Annotated in this window: 17 protein-coding genes; 4 read left to right on the plus strand and 13 right to left on the minus strand. The window is 58.6% G+C overall.

Features of this window, described 5'->3' with window-relative positions; genetic code table 11:
• Nucleotides 1-5 precede the first annotated feature (5 nt).
• Nucleotides 6-1,532, minus strand: a complete 1,527-nt coding sequence (locus PY649_RS05395) for a bifunctional aminoglycoside phosphotransferase/ATP-binding protein (protein ID WP_285867159.1) — start codon at nucleotides 1,530-1,532, stop codon at nucleotides 6-8.
• Between the two features lie 218 nt (nucleotides 1,533-1,750).
• Between PY649_RS05395 and PY649_RS05400 the strand changes: the two genes are divergently transcribed.
• Both PY649_RS05400 and PY649_RS05405 read left to right on the plus strand, forming a co-directional pair.
• A complete protein-coding gene (locus tag PY649_RS05400) occupies nucleotides 1,751-2,569 on the plus strand; it encodes a 3'(2'),5'-bisphosphate nucleotidase CysQ family protein (RefSeq protein WP_285867202.1) in 819 nt (272 codons plus the stop codon).
• A gap of 75 nt (nucleotides 2,570-2,644) precedes the next feature.
• Nucleotides 2,645-2,965, plus strand: a complete 321-nt coding sequence (locus PY649_RS05405; protein ID WP_285867160.1) for an ATPase inhibitor subunit zeta — start codon at nucleotides 2,645-2,647, stop codon at nucleotides 2,963-2,965.
• 39 nt (nucleotides 2,966-3,004) lie between these two features.
• Here PY649_RS05405 and PY649_RS05410 read toward each other — a convergent pair whose 3' ends face one another.
• A complete protein-coding gene (locus PY649_RS05410) occupies nucleotides 3,005-4,927 on the minus strand; it encodes a hybrid sensor histidine kinase/response regulator (RefSeq protein WP_285867161.1) in 1,923 nt (640 codons plus the stop codon).
• Between the two features lie 21 nt (nucleotides 4,928-4,948).
• Nucleotides 4,949-5,704 carry a Crp/Fnr family transcriptional regulator gene (locus PY649_RS05415; RefSeq protein WP_285867162.1) on the minus strand — a complete coding sequence of 252 codons (756 nt, stop codon included), beginning with the start codon at nucleotides 5,702-5,704 and terminating at the stop codon, nucleotides 4,949-4,951.
• Nucleotides 5,705-5,850: 146 nt separating this feature from the next.
• Here PY649_RS05415 and PY649_RS05420 point away from each other — a divergent pair, with 146 nt between their 5' ends.
• Complete coding sequence (locus PY649_RS05420; RefSeq protein ID WP_285867163.1) at nucleotides 5,851-6,576, plus strand: response regulator; 726 nt, start codon at nucleotides 5,851-5,853, stop codon at nucleotides 6,574-6,576.
• A 25-nt stretch (nucleotides 6,577-6,601) separates the two neighbouring features.
• Here the strand turns inward: PY649_RS05420 and PY649_RS05425 are convergent, their stop codons facing one another.
• Nucleotides 6,602-7,042, minus strand: coding sequence for a hypothetical protein (locus tag PY649_RS05425; protein WP_285867164.1), 441 nt, complete (start codon nucleotides 7,040-7,042; stop codon nucleotides 6,602-6,604).
• A 69-nt stretch (nucleotides 7,043-7,111) separates the two neighbouring features.
• A complete protein-coding gene (locus PY649_RS05430) occupies nucleotides 7,112-7,945 on the minus strand; it encodes a universal stress protein (RefSeq protein ID WP_285867165.1) in 834 nt (277 codons plus the stop codon).
• Between the two features lie 328 nt (nucleotides 7,946-8,273).
• On the opposite strand from PY649_RS05430, the gene PY649_RS05435 reads away from it, so the two are divergent.
• Nucleotides 8,274-8,915, plus strand: a complete 642-nt coding sequence (locus PY649_RS05435; protein ID WP_285867203.1) for a CBS domain-containing protein — start codon at nucleotides 8,274-8,276, stop codon at nucleotides 8,913-8,915.
• 261 nt (nucleotides 8,916-9,176) lie between these two features.
• On the opposite strand, the gene ccoS is transcribed toward PY649_RS05435, so the two are convergent.
• The 8 genes from ccoS to PY649_RS05480 all read right to left on the minus strand — a co-directional run.
• Entirely contained in the window at nucleotides 9,177-9,377 is a 201-nt protein-coding gene (gene ccoS / locus PY649_RS05440; protein ID WP_285867166.1) for a cbb3-type cytochrome oxidase assembly protein CcoS, read from the minus strand.
• Nucleotides 9,374-11,659 carry a cation-translocating P-type ATPase gene (locus tag PY649_RS05445; protein ID WP_285867167.1) on the minus strand — a complete coding sequence of 762 codons (2,286 nt, stop codon included), beginning with the start codon at nucleotides 11,657-11,659 and terminating at the stop codon, nucleotides 9,374-9,376. Before PY649_RS05445 ends, ccoS begins: the two co-directional genes overlap by 4 nt.
• The gene (locus PY649_RS05450; protein ID WP_285867168.1) at nucleotides 11,656-12,153 is read right to left on the minus strand and encodes a FixH family protein; all 498 of its coding nucleotides are present in this window, start codon (nucleotides 12,151-12,153) and stop codon (nucleotides 11,656-11,658) included. Before PY649_RS05450 ends, PY649_RS05445 begins: the two co-directional genes overlap by 4 nt.
• The gene (gene ccoG / locus PY649_RS05455; protein WP_285867169.1) at nucleotides 12,150-13,727 is read right to left on the minus strand and encodes a cytochrome c oxidase accessory protein CcoG; all 1,578 of its coding nucleotides are present in this window, start codon (nucleotides 13,725-13,727) and stop codon (nucleotides 12,150-12,152) included. The genes PY649_RS05450 and ccoG overlap by 4 nt, the downstream gene beginning before the upstream one ends.
• 372 nt (nucleotides 13,728-14,099) lie before the next feature.
• Entirely contained in the window at nucleotides 14,100-14,963 is an 864-nt protein-coding gene (ccoP, locus tag PY649_RS05465) for a cytochrome-c oxidase, cbb3-type subunit III (protein WP_285867171.1), read from the minus strand.
• A 1-nt stretch (nucleotide 14,964) separates the two neighbouring features.
• The gene (locus PY649_RS05470) at nucleotides 14,965-15,117 is read right to left on the minus strand and encodes a cbb3-type cytochrome c oxidase subunit 3 (protein WP_285867172.1); all 153 of its coding nucleotides are present in this window, start codon (nucleotides 15,115-15,117) and stop codon (nucleotides 14,965-14,967) included.
• An 11-nt stretch (nucleotides 15,118-15,128) separates the two neighbouring features.
• Complete coding sequence (ccoO, locus tag PY649_RS05475) at nucleotides 15,129-15,860, minus strand: cytochrome-c oxidase, cbb3-type subunit II (RefSeq protein ID WP_285867173.1); 732 nt, start codon at nucleotides 15,858-15,860, stop codon at nucleotides 15,129-15,131.
• Nucleotides 15,861-15,870: 10 nt separating this feature from the next.
• A partial coding sequence (locus tag PY649_RS05480; protein ID WP_285867174.1) for a cbb3-type cytochrome c oxidase subunit I occupies nucleotides 15,871-16,417 on the minus strand: 547 nt, incomplete at its 5' end.

Raw genomic sequence — 16,417 nt, forward strand, 5'->3', positions numbered from 1 at the left:
GGAGGTCATTTTGAAGCCGATCTTGCTAAAATCTCTCGGCAAATGACCTTAACGTCCTGGTGAGCGTCGATTTTGTGCCAGGTCATGTTGGAGGAGCGTCGCGCAAGCTGCATCTCCAGGACTTCGACGTTGGCATCAGAAGGGCTACTTTGCCGACCGCTCACGCGCTGCCAAAGCAATGCGGGATCGGCGTCGAGCCAAAGCCCATCGAATTGAATGTTTCTGTGACGTGCCGGTGTTTCGATAGCATTTCTGTGGTCAAGGTCATCAAAAACGGCGTTGGCAACGACGCATCCGCCGTCCGCAAGAATAATGTCGGCGCGCAGGACCATTTCCGCATAAACCCTAGTGGATATTTCCGGCCGATAAGCGGCCTTCGGAAGGCGCGTTTCGGCAGGTACACCGTGCATGGCCTTGCGAACACGATCGCTTTCGACAATCCGTGCCCCTGGCGGCGCGCCAATGTCGGCTGCAAGCGCTTCCGCAACCGTCGTCTTGCCGGACCCGCTCAATCCACCAAGGGCGATCAGCCGTGGAGCCCTTGTTTCGAGCAGGCCTTTTGCCAGCTCGAAATAGCGCCGGGCTTCGGCACGTAATTCGTCTTTGTCGGCAGTTGCCGTTTCGGCTTGGGTCGCGATCACATGGGCCCTGACGGCAGCGCGGACGGCAAGCAAGAAGGGCATAAGGACAAACCCTTCCTCATTGTCGGAATCGTCGAAATAGCGGTTCGCTACGAGATTGGCGTAGTGCTGATGGCCTTCATACCAGAGGTCCATAAGGAGAAAGGCAAGGTCATAGAGAACATCGACCGTGGCGATCTCATCATTGAACTCAATGCAGTCAAATAGACGTGGCTGGCCATCGAGAAGGCAAATATTGCGCAGATGCAGATCGCCGTGACACCGTCTCACCTTCCCCGCCGCGCTACGCTCTCGCAAACGTTCCGCGTGTCGCTGAAGCGTGTCTCGAAAAAGCCGACTGAACGAGGCTAGCTCGTGCTTGGCAAATAGAGTGCTGGTCGCGAACCCCGCGTCGTTGATATCCAGGACCGCTTCCATCTGGCGGGCGCCGTCCACGCCTTGGGCGACGACGGCTTCTTGATGGAAGCTGACGATCATACGAGCAGTTGACGTCATCAACTCATCTGTAAGCTTGTTCGCGGCCGCAAGCCTGTCGAACAGGAGATCCTGGTCGAAACGGACCATCTCGACGACGGCGTCGATGCACTCGCCGTCCTCAGCGAAGCAAACGGCTCCGCTCTTGTTTTTAACCAGCCTCTTGACGCCGATATAGATCCCGGGCGCGGTTGCGCCGTTTAACTCCAGCTCCTTCCGGCATGCGTTCAAACGAAGAGGTGCGGTTGAGAAGTCGACATAAGGAAGCTTCACCGCCTTCTTCATTTTGTAGGCGCGTTCGCCCGCCAGGAATATCCGCGAGATATGCGTTTCGATCACCTCTATCGGCCTGTCGAGACCGTGGGATTTCGGATCGCTCAGAAAGGCTATGGCCGCTCGCTGGTCGTCGACAGTCATTGTTGCTTCCTATCTCTTGCCGGTCATCTGCAGATCGAACCGCCGCCCTCCCCCGCTCCCCCAATAGTGGCGGCAAGGGCGGCGGCCGGACACCTCATCGGAACAATACCTCCGAGGCGATTTTACCAAATCATATCCAACGGCGGACACATTGATGAGGATCAAGGTTGCTCGTTGCCGCTGCATTTAGAATGTCACGTCTAAGCTTGTGCGTGGAGATGCAGGTGCCTCATCTGTCCCGAGAGCAATTGATTCAGGCTTTACTCCCATCCGTTCGCCGCGCGGGCGACCTCGCAATGACGCAATGGAAGACCATCGGTGAGGTAATGACAAAGCCGGATGGGTCACCCGTTACCGCGGCAGATATCGAGTGTAGCACGCTATTGTGTGAAGCCTGCAACCAACTCGATGCAGATATTCCAGTTTTGAGCAAGGAAAACTGTGACTCCCCGCCGGCTGTGTATGGCCCGATGTTTGTCATCGATCCGATCGACGGAACCAAGGAATTCATTGCCGGCAGAAAAGACTTCACCATCAACATCGCTTTGATCGAAGAAAACATCCCGGCGGCCGCAATCATATACGCTCCTGCTCATCACCGCCTTTTCTTTTGCGGCGGCATAGGCCGAGCGTTCGAGGAGGATGGTGAGGGCAATCGTCAACAGCTTTCGCCGCTCGCCAAAACCACTGAAGCGCCACGTATTGTCGTCAGCCGTTCCCACTTGGACGAGCGGACGCGCTTGCTCCTGGGCAAGCTTGTACCGTCGTCCGTCCGACCTCTTGGATCCTCGCTGAAGTTCGCCCTCATTGCCGCGGGCGAGGCAGATTTTTACCCACGATTGTCGCCGACGATGATCTGGGACTGCGCGGCCGGCCATGCTCTGATCGCCGCTGTGAGAGGGGTGGTATTGCGGCCCGATGGCAAACAACTCCGCTATGATCTCAAGGACGGGAAAATGATCGAAGGCTTCGTGGCCAGCGCAACAACGGAACTCGCGCTTGCTGCGGCGGAGATCGTTGGATCAATGCTTGTTTGACTGGCATCAACATCCAATATCAAGCTTCAACTAAATTAGAATATGCGTAATACTACCACGTTGGAGGAACTTACTATGAGCATTTTCAAAGAACGGGAAGAAGCCGCCGAAAGAGAATATGTAATGAAACTCGAACAGTCGTTTCATATCAGGGCAAGGCGCGACAGGATGCTCGCCCGCTGGGCCGCCGATCTGATTGGCCGGAAGGATTTCGACGCCTATTTCGGTGAAATCATCACCGCCGATTTGGCCGTGCCCGGGGATGAGGGGCTGTTTTCCAAGCTTCAGGCGGATCTGCAATCGGCAGGCGCCCCGATCGATGAAAGAGACCTGCGCGAGAAGATGCGCCAACTTCTGTTCGATGCAGCGGAACAGGTTGATGCCTCCGGCAAATAAAGGGCTGCGACTGGTCTCAGTTGGCGCCGCTAGAATGGATCAATCGAGCAGTTCGCGCAGACGGATGGCGAGTTCGTGGGCGGTATACGGCTTCTGGAGCCAACTTCCCGCCTCCGCAAGTTCCCGGCCGGCTATCGTCGGTTCGGCGTAACCCGACGTGAACAAGATCTTGATGCTCGGACGTAATGCCCGAACCTTCTGGGCCAATTCGTCGCCCGTCAGGCCACCAGGCATCACGACATCGGTAAAAAGAAGCGCGATATCGGGATTGTCTTCGAAGAGCTTCAATGCCTCGGCGCCGTTTGTCGCCTCTATGATGCTATAGCCGGCGTCCAGCAGCCGCGACACGGCAACGCGACGTACGCGCGCGTCATCTTCTACGACGAGGATGCACTCGGAGCCGCGGGGAATATGCTGGCGCCGACCCGTTTCCGCAGGATCCGCTGGCTGGCTGGGTTGAGCTTTCTGCGCCGCTGGCAGGAAGATTCGAACACTCGTTCCCTGCCCGATCTCGCTGTAGAGCTGGGTATGGCCTCCCGATTGCTTGGCAAAACCGTAGACCATGCTGAGGCCAAGGCCGGTCCCGGAACCCATTCCTTTCGTCGTGAAAAACGGCTCGAAAGCATGCTCCCGGACCTCGCTCGACATCCCGACACCGGTATCGGTTACGGAGATGAGCACAAACTCACCGGTTCTGACCTGCGGATACATCTGAGCATAGTCGGCATCGAGCCGCGCGTGGGAAATCTCGATCGACAAAAGGCCGCCGCGCGGCATGGCATCGCGCGCGTTGAGCGTAAGATTGAGAAGGGCATTCTGCAATTGCGATCCGTCGACAAGCGCTTCGTTCGTGCCGCCGGTGACGACGGTTCGCAATTCGATGCTTTCGCCGAGAGTTCGTCGCAGAAGGTCGGAAAAACCGGCCACAAGCTGCCCGATGTCGACAAGCTTCGGATTGAGCGGCTGGCGGCGCCCAAATGCCAGCAGCTGGCCCGTCAGCTTGGCCCCGTCCTCGGCAGCCGCCTGCGCCTCGGACAATAGTGACAGCAGCTTCTGATCCTGAAGCTTTCCTTCGATCATTTCCAGGTTGCCGCTGATGACGGTCAGCAGATTGTTGAAGTCATGCGCCAGTCCGCCGGTCAATTGGCCGATGGCTTCCATTTTTTGGGCCTGCCTTAGCTCTTCCTCGATCTTGTGCCGGCTGGTCAGGTCTCGTACGAAGCCGGTAAAGATGCGCTTCCCGTTTGCAACAGCTTCGCCGACCGATAGCTCCATTGGAAAGATCGTGCCGTCCTTGCGTTGTCCTCTGACGACACGCCCGTAGCCGATAATGCGCCGCTCGCCAGTGGTCAGATAGTGGTTGATGTAGCCGTCATGCGCCTCGCGGTCCGGTGAAGGCATCAGAATACGGACATTCTTTCCGTCGACCTCATCGGCCGAATATCCGAACAGGCTCTCCGCCGCCGCGCTGAAAGAGGTGATCAAGCCGGCTTCATCGATAACGATCATCGATTCCGGTACGGTTGCCAGAATCGACCGCAGATGCGCCTCGCGCTCGGCGAGATCCGCCTGAATTCGCTTCAAATCACTGATATCATTATTGGTTTGTACGATGAGCTGTCGCGTCGGGTCGATCGAGAACGCCGTCACCCACCGACTGGCAACGACAATGGGGCGGCCGTCCTTGTGACGATGAACGAGCTCTCCTTGCCAGACGCCATGCCGGGCGACTGTGTCGCGTATCCGATCGAGAGGCTCCGGCAAGACGGTCGCGAGCAGTTCATGAACCACCTGGCCGACTGCTTCTTCACGGCTCCAACCGTAAAGCTGCTCGCAGCCCGTCGTCCATCGGCTGATGACGCCATCGAAACCGTGAATGATGATGTTCGCGCCATCCAGGACGCGAGCGATCTCCTCCAGTCCGCTTTCTCTTGCCTGTGCCAATGTCGACTGCTCGTTCATATTGATTTCGCTTGTAATCGCTTAGTGGCGCCGTCCTGCGCTGTCAAAGGCCAGGACGATCGAGTTGCCGTCGTGACATTCATCTCCATCGCCCGCAAGATGTGCGAGCGTCCCTGGTTTTGCAATTCGAATGGAATGACGGCCAGCCGAGCTGACGACGCCCTTATTCGTCAGCTTCGTCATCGTCCTCGATATGGTCTCGATTGTCAGCCCAAGATAATCGGCAATATCGAGGCGTGTCATTGGCAGCTCGATGACGCTGGCCGAGCGCTCTTGCTCACGCGCGCGCCGCAGCTGCTGCAGCAGAAAGCTGCAAAGTCTCTCCTCGGCATTCTTGCACGACAGCAGCACCATCTGGTCCTGGGCCGCGGCCATCTCGTCACACAGCCGCGCAAAGAGCTGTGGCCTCAATTCCGGCGAGCCGCTGACAGCCTCCTCGAAGGCTTTGCGAGCAAAGCGGCGGAGTTTGACCGGGGTCACCGCCTCGGCACTGTAGAGATAATGATTCTTGAGCGACACACCGACGAGATCACCGGAATACAGAAAGCCCGTAATGACGCGTCTGCCGTCCGGCATGATCTTGAAGATGCGCAGAACGCCTTCGACGACCTCGAAGAGATGTCGAGCCGGATCGCTTTCGAAGAACAAGGACTCGCCGGCGTCCAATTGTTCTACCGGCTGCTTCCTGAACAGCGATTGCAGGCAAATCGGTTCCTCGCCGAAAACGACCGTTTCATTATAGCTCGGAGCCTGTACCGCATAGCCCGCCTGCAACATGACAATCCCTCTCAAATGTTTTGTCGATGTTGGATAAATGATCGTCCGTGGGTGACAGCCGAATGCCGCGCGTGTTAGAAATGGCGCGATTTTGTAACGGATTGTCACAGGGCGGCGCGGCCTGCATTTATCTGGAATTTTTCGTGATGGCCTCCGACCAGCTGCGGCGTGAGCATGTGCTTGTAGTAGATGACGATCCGCGAATTCGGCAGATGCTGACCCGATATTTCGAGGACGAAGGTTATGCAGTCAGCGCCGTGTCAGGCGGCGTCGAGATGCGTGCGCGCCTGCGGCAGGAGAGCTTCGATATCATCCTGTTGGATCTGGTGCTCCCTGGAGGGGAAGACGGGCTGGATCTCGCGCGTGAAATTCGCACACATTCGGACATTCCGATCATGATGCTCACCGGCCGGGACGACGTGGTGGACCGGATCGTCGGTATCGAGGTCGGAGCCGACGACTATATCGCCAAGCCTTTCCATCTCCGGGAAGTCCACGCGCGCCTGAAGTCGATCCTTCGACGACGGCAGCCCGTTGCCAAGACTCCCGAGAGCAGCAAAGGCGAAATCATCCGCTTCGAAGGCTGGCAACTCGACGTCGGAAAGCGGCAGCTCCTGGCGGCGGACGGTGGCGAAGTCGAATTGACCACCGGCGAATTCGACATGCTCGTCGTCTTCGTCCGGCACGCCGGTCGTGTCCTGGGCCGAGAGCTGCTGATGGATCTCACCCGCGGTCGCAACCTCGAAGCTTTTGACCGGACGATCGATGCCCAAATCGCGCGATTGCGCAAAAAGATCGAAATCGATCCCAAACACCCGCAATTGATCAAATCGATCCGTGGCGTCGGCTACGTGTTCACAGGCAAGGTGTGACCGGCACGCCTGAAGGCGTCAAAGCTCACCGAGCCGCATTGGCAACCCAAACCATCAAACCGTGATCCAGGCGGTTGAATTGTGTCTCGTCCCGCATCCGCTGCCAATTGTCGGGACCCTGATTCCAGAAACGAACCCGCGCGCATTTCAATTCTCTGGCCATCAAGTTGATGCCTGCAAACAAACCTTCCGCGACACCACGCTCATCGGCGGCACTTGTGGCACAAAGAAAGATGACGTCGAGCAGTGCTCCCAGGATGGGATGCTTGAAGTGCCGAAAGATACTGAGGCCCTGTATATATCCCCGCGGGTTGACGGCCACGAGGATTTGTTCGCGCCGGAGGGCATCCGAAGCCATCCGGTGCCAGCTCGCCAGATCCAGAGCCGGGACAGCCGCCTGGATGAGCGGGTAGGCCCGCTCGATCTGATCGGATCGGAGCAAAGCGACGTCATAGGTTCCAGCCATCTTCTCCTCCCATGCATCTACTGGTGTCACGCCAGAACTGGAGGACGCGATGGCGCCCTCCAGTTCGTTTCACCGCGTCATCAACAACGGGACGGGCGTAGTTTCCAGCATCGAGCGCGTGGTCCCTCCGAAAATCCACTCCCGCATGCGCGAATGCCCATAGGCGCCCATGATGATCACGTCGGCCGCAACGTCCCTGGCATGCTGTCGCAGGACCTCAGCGACGGTGCGACCGCCGCTTGCCAGGATGTCGACCGAGACCCGGGCTTCATGCCGTGCAAGGAATGCAGCGATATCTGCGCCCGGCTCCTCCCCATTGCTTCGGGCCGATGCGTGGGGATCGACGATGACGACGTGCACATTGTCCGCTCCCGTCAATTGGTCCATTGCAGCACGGACCGCGTGACTTGCCTCGTTGCGGGAGTTCCAGGCCAGGAGCACCGTGCGTGGTCGAAGCGAGGCGGCGTATGCTTTCGGCACGACGAGGATCGGCGCCGGTGATTGAAACAGGGCGCCATCCAGAATGCGCCACCGCATGTCATCCTCCGCCAGCAGACCGCCGCCGATCAGCGTCAGGTCCGCATATCGGGCACGTTCGCCGATCTCGTTGTCGACCCATCCGTATTCCGTGAAAAGATCGTCGACATCAAAGGAAATATCGCTCGATTGCAGCAAAGTTTTTGCTGCTGTGACCTGCTGGCCGAGCTTCTCCAACTGGCGTTCGCGTTCTTCGGCCCATGCGGATGAAGAGACTTCGCCGTATCCGCCGATGGGAGGTATCGCGAGCGCTGTTAGCAGCACCGAAAGATGCGCTCCCGCCACGCGGCACAACTCGATCGCCGCGCGCAGATCCTCGTCGTTTTGATTGACGCCGATAATGCTCAGAATGGTCTTGGCTTGCATGATGACACCTCACGTTTGGAATTGTCCGTTCGGTGCAAATTTAGGCCCATATCCGTATACCGCCTTGATCCTGGTCAAAGCCTGCGCGGCGACCGGATATATTGCCAGCGCAGGAAACATGACGGTGGTCGGGCCGACGCAGCACTGGCAGGCTTGGTAGCATCGTGAGCATGGCTTGCTTGATGTGGGTCAATGCAAGGTTTGGCGGTCAATCATAGAACCGATGGCAATTCTCCATGCTCAGCCCCGTTCGGCGATCGGTTGCCCGGCAGGATGCGCAAGAGCCGTTTTCAACCTGAGGGATAAAACCATGCAAGCAAAAGACATTATGACGACGACGATCGTATCGATCGACCCGGCCTGCAGCATCCGCCACGCATTGCACCTCATGCTGGATACGGGAGTGAGTTGCCTGCCAGTTGTCGAGGACGTCGATCGGCTCTGCGGGATATTGACCGAAGACGATCTCTTCACTCGCAAGGAAGTCGACGCCAATCTCCCCGACAAGGCTGAACCGGTGAAGGATCTCAACCAGTATATCCACAGCCGTAGCTGGTGCGTCGGCGATGCGATGACATGCGACGTCGTAACAGCCGCGCCAGACGCTCCAATTTCGTCGATCATCGGCCTCATGCAGCAGCATCACGTCAGGCAAATTCCCATCGTCAGAGAAAATCGGTTGGTTGGCATTGTCAACCGGCGCGATGTCTTTCGGACGATAGTCAACAGCGCCCAAGATGTTATCGCCGCCGGCGACGATGCGGTTCGACTGGCGATCAAGACCCGGTTGCGATCCGATCTCGGTTTGGACTGTGACAAAATCGATATCACGGTCGAAAATTCCCAGGTAGCAATCGCAGGTGGGGTTCGGTCCGAACTGGAACGGAAGGCAATCAAAGTCCTCGTGGAAGACATCCGTGGAATTGGTGGGTTTATCGATCGGATGCATGTCACCGGCGGCCATGCATGAGCGCTCGCCAACGGGGTGACGGCAGCCGGATAGCGTTTGTCGCGTAGGAAAGAGGTCGAAACCCCTCATTGCCTGACCAAAATCAAAAACATGGGCCAGGAAACTGCGTAGGACTGGCCCCTTCTGTTTGTAGATATCTCCTGCTCCGTTGAATCCGAATCACAGGCACTCTCGAAGGCTAGCTGGCAGTGGCGCGAGCATTCGCCACGCTCAGGGTGACGGGCGTATCGGCTCACGGAAAAGCCATCCGCATCGATGACGTCACGGCGCTTCGCCGGACTTGACGGAGACTGCGCTGGCGGCGGTTTGATCCGATCGCGGCGTGTCATCGTCGGTCAAAACACGCCAGGAGGCTCCCTCAAGATCATCGAACTGCCCGCTCTTCAGGGACCATAGAAACGCCCCCAAACCAAGTGTTCCCATGAACAGAGCGATCGGGATCAGATACAACAGCATATTCATCGGGCAGCAATTCCCACCGTTGTCGCGTAATCTGGGCCACGCAGCTTTCGGTCTGCTTTCTCTGGCGAGCGATTGAGCCTCAATGCGTTGGTCACCACGATCAAAGAAGACGTGGACATCGCAATGGCGGCAATCAGCGGCGTCGCGTAGCCGGCGATAGCGATGGGAACTGCAATCACGTTATATCCGATTGCCAGCGCGAAATTCTGGCGGATGAGCGTGGCCGCGCGGCGCGCGACGGCGATCGCTTCCGGAATCGCGTCCAAGCTCTCGTGCAGGAAAACCAGATCGGCCGCCTGTCGACCAACGTCGGAAGCAGTTGCAGGCGCCATGGAAACATGCGCTGCCGCCAGCGCCGGTGCATCATTGATGCCGTCCCCGACCATCATGACGCGGTGACCTTGGCTGCTCAGGCCGGCACAGGCCTCGACCTTCTGCCTGGGAGCCAACTGCGCGTACCACGTGTCGACATGGAGTGCGCGAGCCGTCGCCTCCACAACCGCCCTTCGATCGCCGGAGAATACGCAACTTCCAATGCCGGCGGCTTCGAGTTGACGGATTGCCTCGAGAGCCCCTGGGCGCAAGCTGTCTTCGAAGTAGAATCGAGCCAGTTCGACATTGTCTCTAGAGAGCACGACCTCAGACAGCGACCGGTTGCCTTCATGGGTCCCTGACAAAGCCGGGCAAGCGAACTGCACATTGCCAAGCCGATAGACGCCCTCCGCGGTTTCCGCCTCCAATCCAGCACCTGGCACTTCGGTGACGCTGGCGATGTGCGCCCCATCGCCATTCATCGCATCGGATAGGGCTTGGGACAGAGGATGACGTGAATGTGCGGCCATGGCGCCCGCTATGTCCAGCACCTCCCGACTGGCGTTCGAAGTCTGCACGAGGCGCGGCCGACCGAGGGTAAGCGTGCCGGTCTTGTCGAAGGCGACGATATCGACCTCCGCGAGCCGTTCCAGGGCGGAACCATCCTTCACCATGATGCCGCGACGGAACAGGCGCCCTGCCGCCACGACCTGCACTACCGGGACTGCCAGGCCGAGCGCGCAGGGGCACGTGATGACGAGCACGGCAACAGCCACGAGCATCGCCTGCTTCCAGTCCCCGCCAATAATTCCCCATGCAAGAAATGACACGAATGCCAATAGATGGACCGCCGGAGAATATAGGCTCGCCGCACGGTCGGCGATCCGGCGGTATCTCGCCCTGCCGCCTTCGGCTGCTTCCATCAAGGCGATAATTTCCGAGAGCAGCGAATTCTGCGCCGTGTGCGTCGCGCGTATCGTCAGAGACGAGAGAAGATTTACCGCGCCGGAACGGACATTTGCCCCGATTTCGACAGCCACCGGCAGGCTTTCGCCCGTGACGATCGAAAGATCGATCTCGCTGGCTCCTATCTCGACGACACCGTCCACGGGAATGCGATCCCCCGCCGCCACCAGGATACGGTCTCCGACAGCGATCTCTTCAAGCGCGGCATACCGCTGCGTTCCGTCCGGCATGATCAGAAAAGCGCCGCGCGGCGCGAGCCTGGCGAGGCCGTTGACGGCCGCGCGAGCCTTCTCCCGCATCACATGATCCAAGGTCCGCCCAATCAGCAGGAAGAAGAGCAAGGACACCGATGCGTCGAACCATGCATGCTCTCCGTGATGGATCGTCTCCCAAAGAGACATCGCATAGGAGAGGCTGATCGCCAATGAGATCGGCACATCCATGTTGGTTCGGCCTCGCTTCAACGCGCTCCAGGCGGAGGCAAAGAAGAAGCGCCCAGCATAGACCAGCGCCGGCGCCGCGATCATAGCGGAAATCCAATGGAAGAGATCGCGGGTCGCCGCATCGGCCCCCGACCAGATCGACACCGAAAGGAGCATGATATTGGCCGCAGCAAAGCCCGACACCCCCACGGCGAGAAGCAACTGATTGCGAAGCTTGTCGTCCGGAAGGGTGGGAGCCGTGAAAAGATGCGCCCGGTACCCTGCAGCTTTTATTGCCGATACAATTCCCGTCGGGTCGGTCTCTATTCCGTCGGTCTTTTCCGCATAGGTGCAACTGACGCGCCGCGCGGTAAGATTGACGCGCGCGGTTCTGATATAGGGCAGCTTGAGCAGTGCCTGTTCAATGGTCGAAATGCATGCTCCACAATGAACATCCGGAACACTCAGGTCGAGTTGCCGGAGCCCATCGCCCACTGGATGACTGGCCAGAGCTATCTCTGCAGCACCAACCTCGTTGCTCATCGTCATGACGCTTTCCGCGTCCATCGTGCAGCAGGTCATTCGCCGAACTCCGCAGTGTCGATGCGCACCGCTTCATGCATCACGACGGTCTCGTTTCGCCGCGATATGATCTCGATGATCCAATCGCCGGATTGGACATGATGTGTCGCTTCGAACTCGCCCTCTTTGGTCTTCGACAGGGCGAGCTGAAAATCTTCCCCGTCGCCAACGGGCCTCTTGAACAGCAAAGTGACTTGATCGACCGATGCTGGCGAGCCGTCGCGATTGGTGATCGCATAGCGAACGGTGTCACCAACAAGCGAAAGTTTGCCGGCGATTCCGCTCGCCGCCATCGCGCGCATGGCGGCCGCCTTCGCGTTGAATTCCTGGCTCGCAACATAGGTATTCTCCACGACAAGCCCGCTCCAGCTCGTCGAGGCGAAGACCGCCATGGTCACGTTGACGCTGATGACGATGCTGAAAAAGGTGACCATCACCAGGAGCATGTGACGGCCGGTAAACCCCCGGTTCAATTCAGTTCGCTCGTTGCTCATTTCGAGGTCTCCGGTGTGTTGAACGCAGCCTTATAGGTCGCGTGATCGACGTGTTTGTCGTCCTCGACGACAAAGAGGAACTCGCTCGGCGAAGCGGCACCGCGACCGTTGGTTACGAACACCTTCAGAGTGGTTGCCGCGTCCGGTTCGGCGGTGATGACGAAAGTTCGGCCTTCGCTGTTCGATAGGGCGGGAATTTTCATCGTGGCCCCTTCCAGTCCTTCAAGGCGGACTTCGATCGCCCTAGGCATGGGAACCATGTTGAGCACCCGCAATGTATATCCGTTGCGGATCGACCCATCGGATTCGAGCACATATTGGGGATTGCGGTCATGAAGGACGTTCAGCTCGAGACGCTCTCGCATTGCCAGATGAACGAGCATCGCCAATCCGATGGCAGCCCAAATGACGGCGTAGAAGACAACGCGCGGCCTGAAGATCACCCGCCAGTTGAAATGGCGTATGCCTGCCACGAAAGTGCCATCAGTGTTTCGGACGAGGTTCGGCTGAATACCTGCGGTTCCGCCCGCTGTCGCAAGCTTCATATTGTCGGCATATTCGCTAAGCGTGGCATAGGCGATGAGACCCCTGGGCTTGTCGAGTTTGCCCATCACGCTATCGCAGGCATCGATGCAGAGCGCGCAGGTGATGCATTCCATCTGCTGGCCGTCGCGAATGTCGATCCCCATGGGACAGACGGCGACGCAGGCGTTGCAATCCACGCAGTCGCCCACCGGCTGGCCGGCCGCTTGCGCTTTCTTCGCGTGGCGGGAACGGGGTTCCCCACGCCACTCGTTATAGGTGACGACGAGGGAATTCTCATCGAGCATCGCGCCTTGAATGCGCGGCCAAGGGCACATGTAGGTGCAGACCTGCTCCCTCATGAGGCCGCCGAGTACGTAAGTCGTCGCGGTAAGGGTGGCGACGGTCGCGTAAGCCACCATTGGCGCTTGGCCGCGGAGTAAGTCCAGCGCAAGCGTCGGTGCGTCAGCGAAGTAGAATATCCACGCGCCGCCCGTCATCGCCCCGATGGCAATCCATATCGCATGCTTGACGATCCGCTTGCCGATCTTGCTTCGCGTCCAGGGGCCCGCGTCGAGTTTCATTCGCGCATTGCGGTCGCCTTCGATGGCGCGTTCGACGACGAGGAACAGATCCACCCAAACGGTCTGCGGACAGGCATAACCGCACCAGGCACGTCCGACGGCCGATGTGACCAGGAACAGGCCGAAACCCGCCATAACCAGAAGGCCCGCGACGTAGTAAAATTCCTGCGGCCATATTTCGATGAAAAAGAAAAAGAAGCGCCGGGTGTCAAGATCGATCAGGATCGCCTGGTCTGGGGCGTATGGTCCGCGATCCCAGCGGATCCAGGGAGCCAGATAATAGATGGCAAGCGTTATGAGCATGACGATCCATTTGAACCGTCTGAAGCGGCCTTCGGCTCGCTTCGGGAAAACCTTCTTGCGCGCGGCATAAAGCGGCTGTCGCTTGCCTCTTGTGTTGACCGGCTGGGCATCGAGCCGTTCGACATCGTTTCCTGAGTGGGGATCGGGTGCTGTATAGAGGTTCATTGCTTGCAATCCGGCTTCATGAACCATCGTTTGGCATCCCGTCGCGGGGTCGTCGTTGACGTGGATCAAGAATTGATTTCGTTTTCGACCAGACGAAAAAAGCCACGCCTCCCTCAAGGCGTGGCTCGGAGGGTCTGCGTGGTCTCCCACACAGGGGACGTCCTCCTGCCTGTCTTTCTAGTGATTTGAAGCGTTATGATCTTTGAGCGACGTCAAACTAATCATCGAAAGACCCAGCTTTTCCGGATTGTCCTGCTCGTCCGGGGAGCGCAGGGGCTTTGCCCGAACGGATGTCCTCTTTCGGACGACTGCGCGCGGCGTGCCGTAAAGACCAAGGAGCGGGTTGTTGTTATGGGTAGCCATGGAATGCCCTCACTTTCCGCCGCCGAGCGAGTGAACGAACACCGTGAGCTCCTTCACGGTTGTCTGCCCGAGGCGGGCCGACCACGCAGGCATGACACCATGCTTGGGTGCCGTGACCTGGTGGACAATTGCGTCTTCGCCGCGGCCTTTGAGCCAGATTGCATCCGCAAGGTTCGGTGCACCCATGTCCATGTTGCCCTTTGCGTCCTGCCCGTGGCACGCAGCGCAATTGTCGGTGAAAATCTGACGTCCTGCCTCGGCGAGGGCCGGATCGGACGGCTGGTTGGTGAGACCCCAGACATAGGCCGCGACTGACCGAATCTGCGCGGGCTGCAATATGTCGCCAAATGCCGGCATCTCCGATACATGCGTATCCGCATCGTCATCGAAGCGGATACCGTGGGAGATCGTCTTCTGGATCGAAGCCAGATCGCCGCCCCAGAGCCAGTCGTCATCGTTTAGGTTAGGAAAGCCTGGCCCTCCCGTCGCGCCCGAACCGTGGCAAGGGGCGCAATTGACCTTGAAGGCAGACGAACCGCCCGCGATGGCGAATTCACGCAGCGACGGATCCGCGTCGATTTCGGCTACGGTCTTTGCGGCGATCTGCTGCTCGAACTGCGTTTGAGCCTGCTTCGCGACTTGAACTTCCTGCTGCAGCTCCGCACGGCTGGAGAAGCCGAGCAAGCCCTTGGTCGTATCCTTGATCAGCGGGATTGACGGGTAAGCGACTGCATATCCCACTGCCCAGAGGATGGTGGCGTAAAACGTCCAGACCCACCAACGCGGCATGGGATTGTTGAGTTCGCGGATTCCATCCCACTCGTGACCGGTCGTCTCGACGCCGCTGATTTCGTCTATGTGTTTCTCCGACATCTCAGTCATCCTTCAGCGGTATGTTCGCGGCATCGTCGGCAATCTGTTTGCTGCCGGGCCGAAGAGTGAAGAAGATCGCGCCGACGAAGAACAGGGCCATCGCCAGAAGACCCCAACTATCGGCGAAGTGACGCATTGCGTTGTAAACTTCCATAGTGGTGATCCTCATCGATAGCCGGTTGCATCGTCGTATGTCGAAAAGTCCACCAGGGTGCCGAGCATCTGGAGGTAGGAGACCAATGCATCCATCTCGGTCAGCCTCGAGGGATCGCCGTCGAAGTCACCCACCTTTGCTTTCGGGTAGCGAGCGAGCAGATCGGTCGTATTGGCGTTCGGATCGGCCTGCGCACGCATGTCGGCCTCGGCGTTTGCCAGCATGTCGGCGGTATAGGGCACGCCGACATCCTCATTGGCCTTCAGGTCCATACCGACGTCCTTGACCGTGACGTCTCTATCCTTGAGGAAGGCATAGGTCGGCATGATCGATTCCGGGACGACGGCGCGCGGATTGGACAAATGCTGCACGTGCCATTCGTTCGAATAGCGGCCGCCGACCCTGGCGAGATCCGGTCCCGTACGCTTCGAACCCCATTGGAACGGATGGTCGTACATCGATTCAGCCGCGAGCGAGTAGTGGCCGTAGCGTTCGACCTCGTCGCGGAAGGGACGGATCATCTGGCTGTGGCACAGATAGCATCCTTCGCGGATATAGATGTTTCGCCCAGCGAGTTCGAGCGGTGTGTAGGGTCGCATGCCTTCCACCTTCTCGATCGTGTTCTGGAGATAGAAAAGAGGAGCTATCTCGACGATACCGCCAATGCTGACGACCAGGAGCGATCCGACCAGAAGAAGCGTTGCGTTCTTTTCGAGGATTTGGTGTTTATCTAGGATCGACATCTTCTTCTCCTCATTCGGCAGCTTGAAGCGTGATCGTTCCCGGGATCGCGGCTTCGTCACGCTGGTAACCGCGGATCGTCATCGCGACATTGAAGGCCATGACCACGCCGCCTGCCAGGTAAAGGCCGCCACCGACCGCGCGCAGCAGGTAGTAGGGGAACATCGCTGCAACCGTTTCCGCGAACGAATAGACCAGGAAGCCTTGGCTGTTATATTCGCGCCACATCAGGCCCTGCTGGATGCCGGCGACCCAAAGGACGGCCGCGTAGATGACGATGCCAAGGGTGGCGAGCCAGAAGTGCCAGTTGACCATACGCAGGCTGTACAGCCGCTCGCGGCCCCAAAGCTTCGGCGTCAGATAGTAAATTGCGCCGAACGTAATCATGCCGACCCAGCCGAGGGCGCCGGAATGAACATGGCCAATCGTCCACTCCGTATAGTGGCTGAGGGAGTTGACCGTCTTCACGGACATCATCGGCCCCTCGAAGGTCGACATGCCGTAGAAGGCGATGGCGACAATCATCATGCGGATGATCGGGTCGGTGCGGATCTTGTCC

The organism is Rhizobium mayense (genome assembly GCF_030272705.1).
GTDB classification, from domain to species: domain Bacteria; phylum Pseudomonadota; class Alphaproteobacteria; order Rhizobiales; family Rhizobiaceae; genus Rhizobium; species Rhizobium mayense.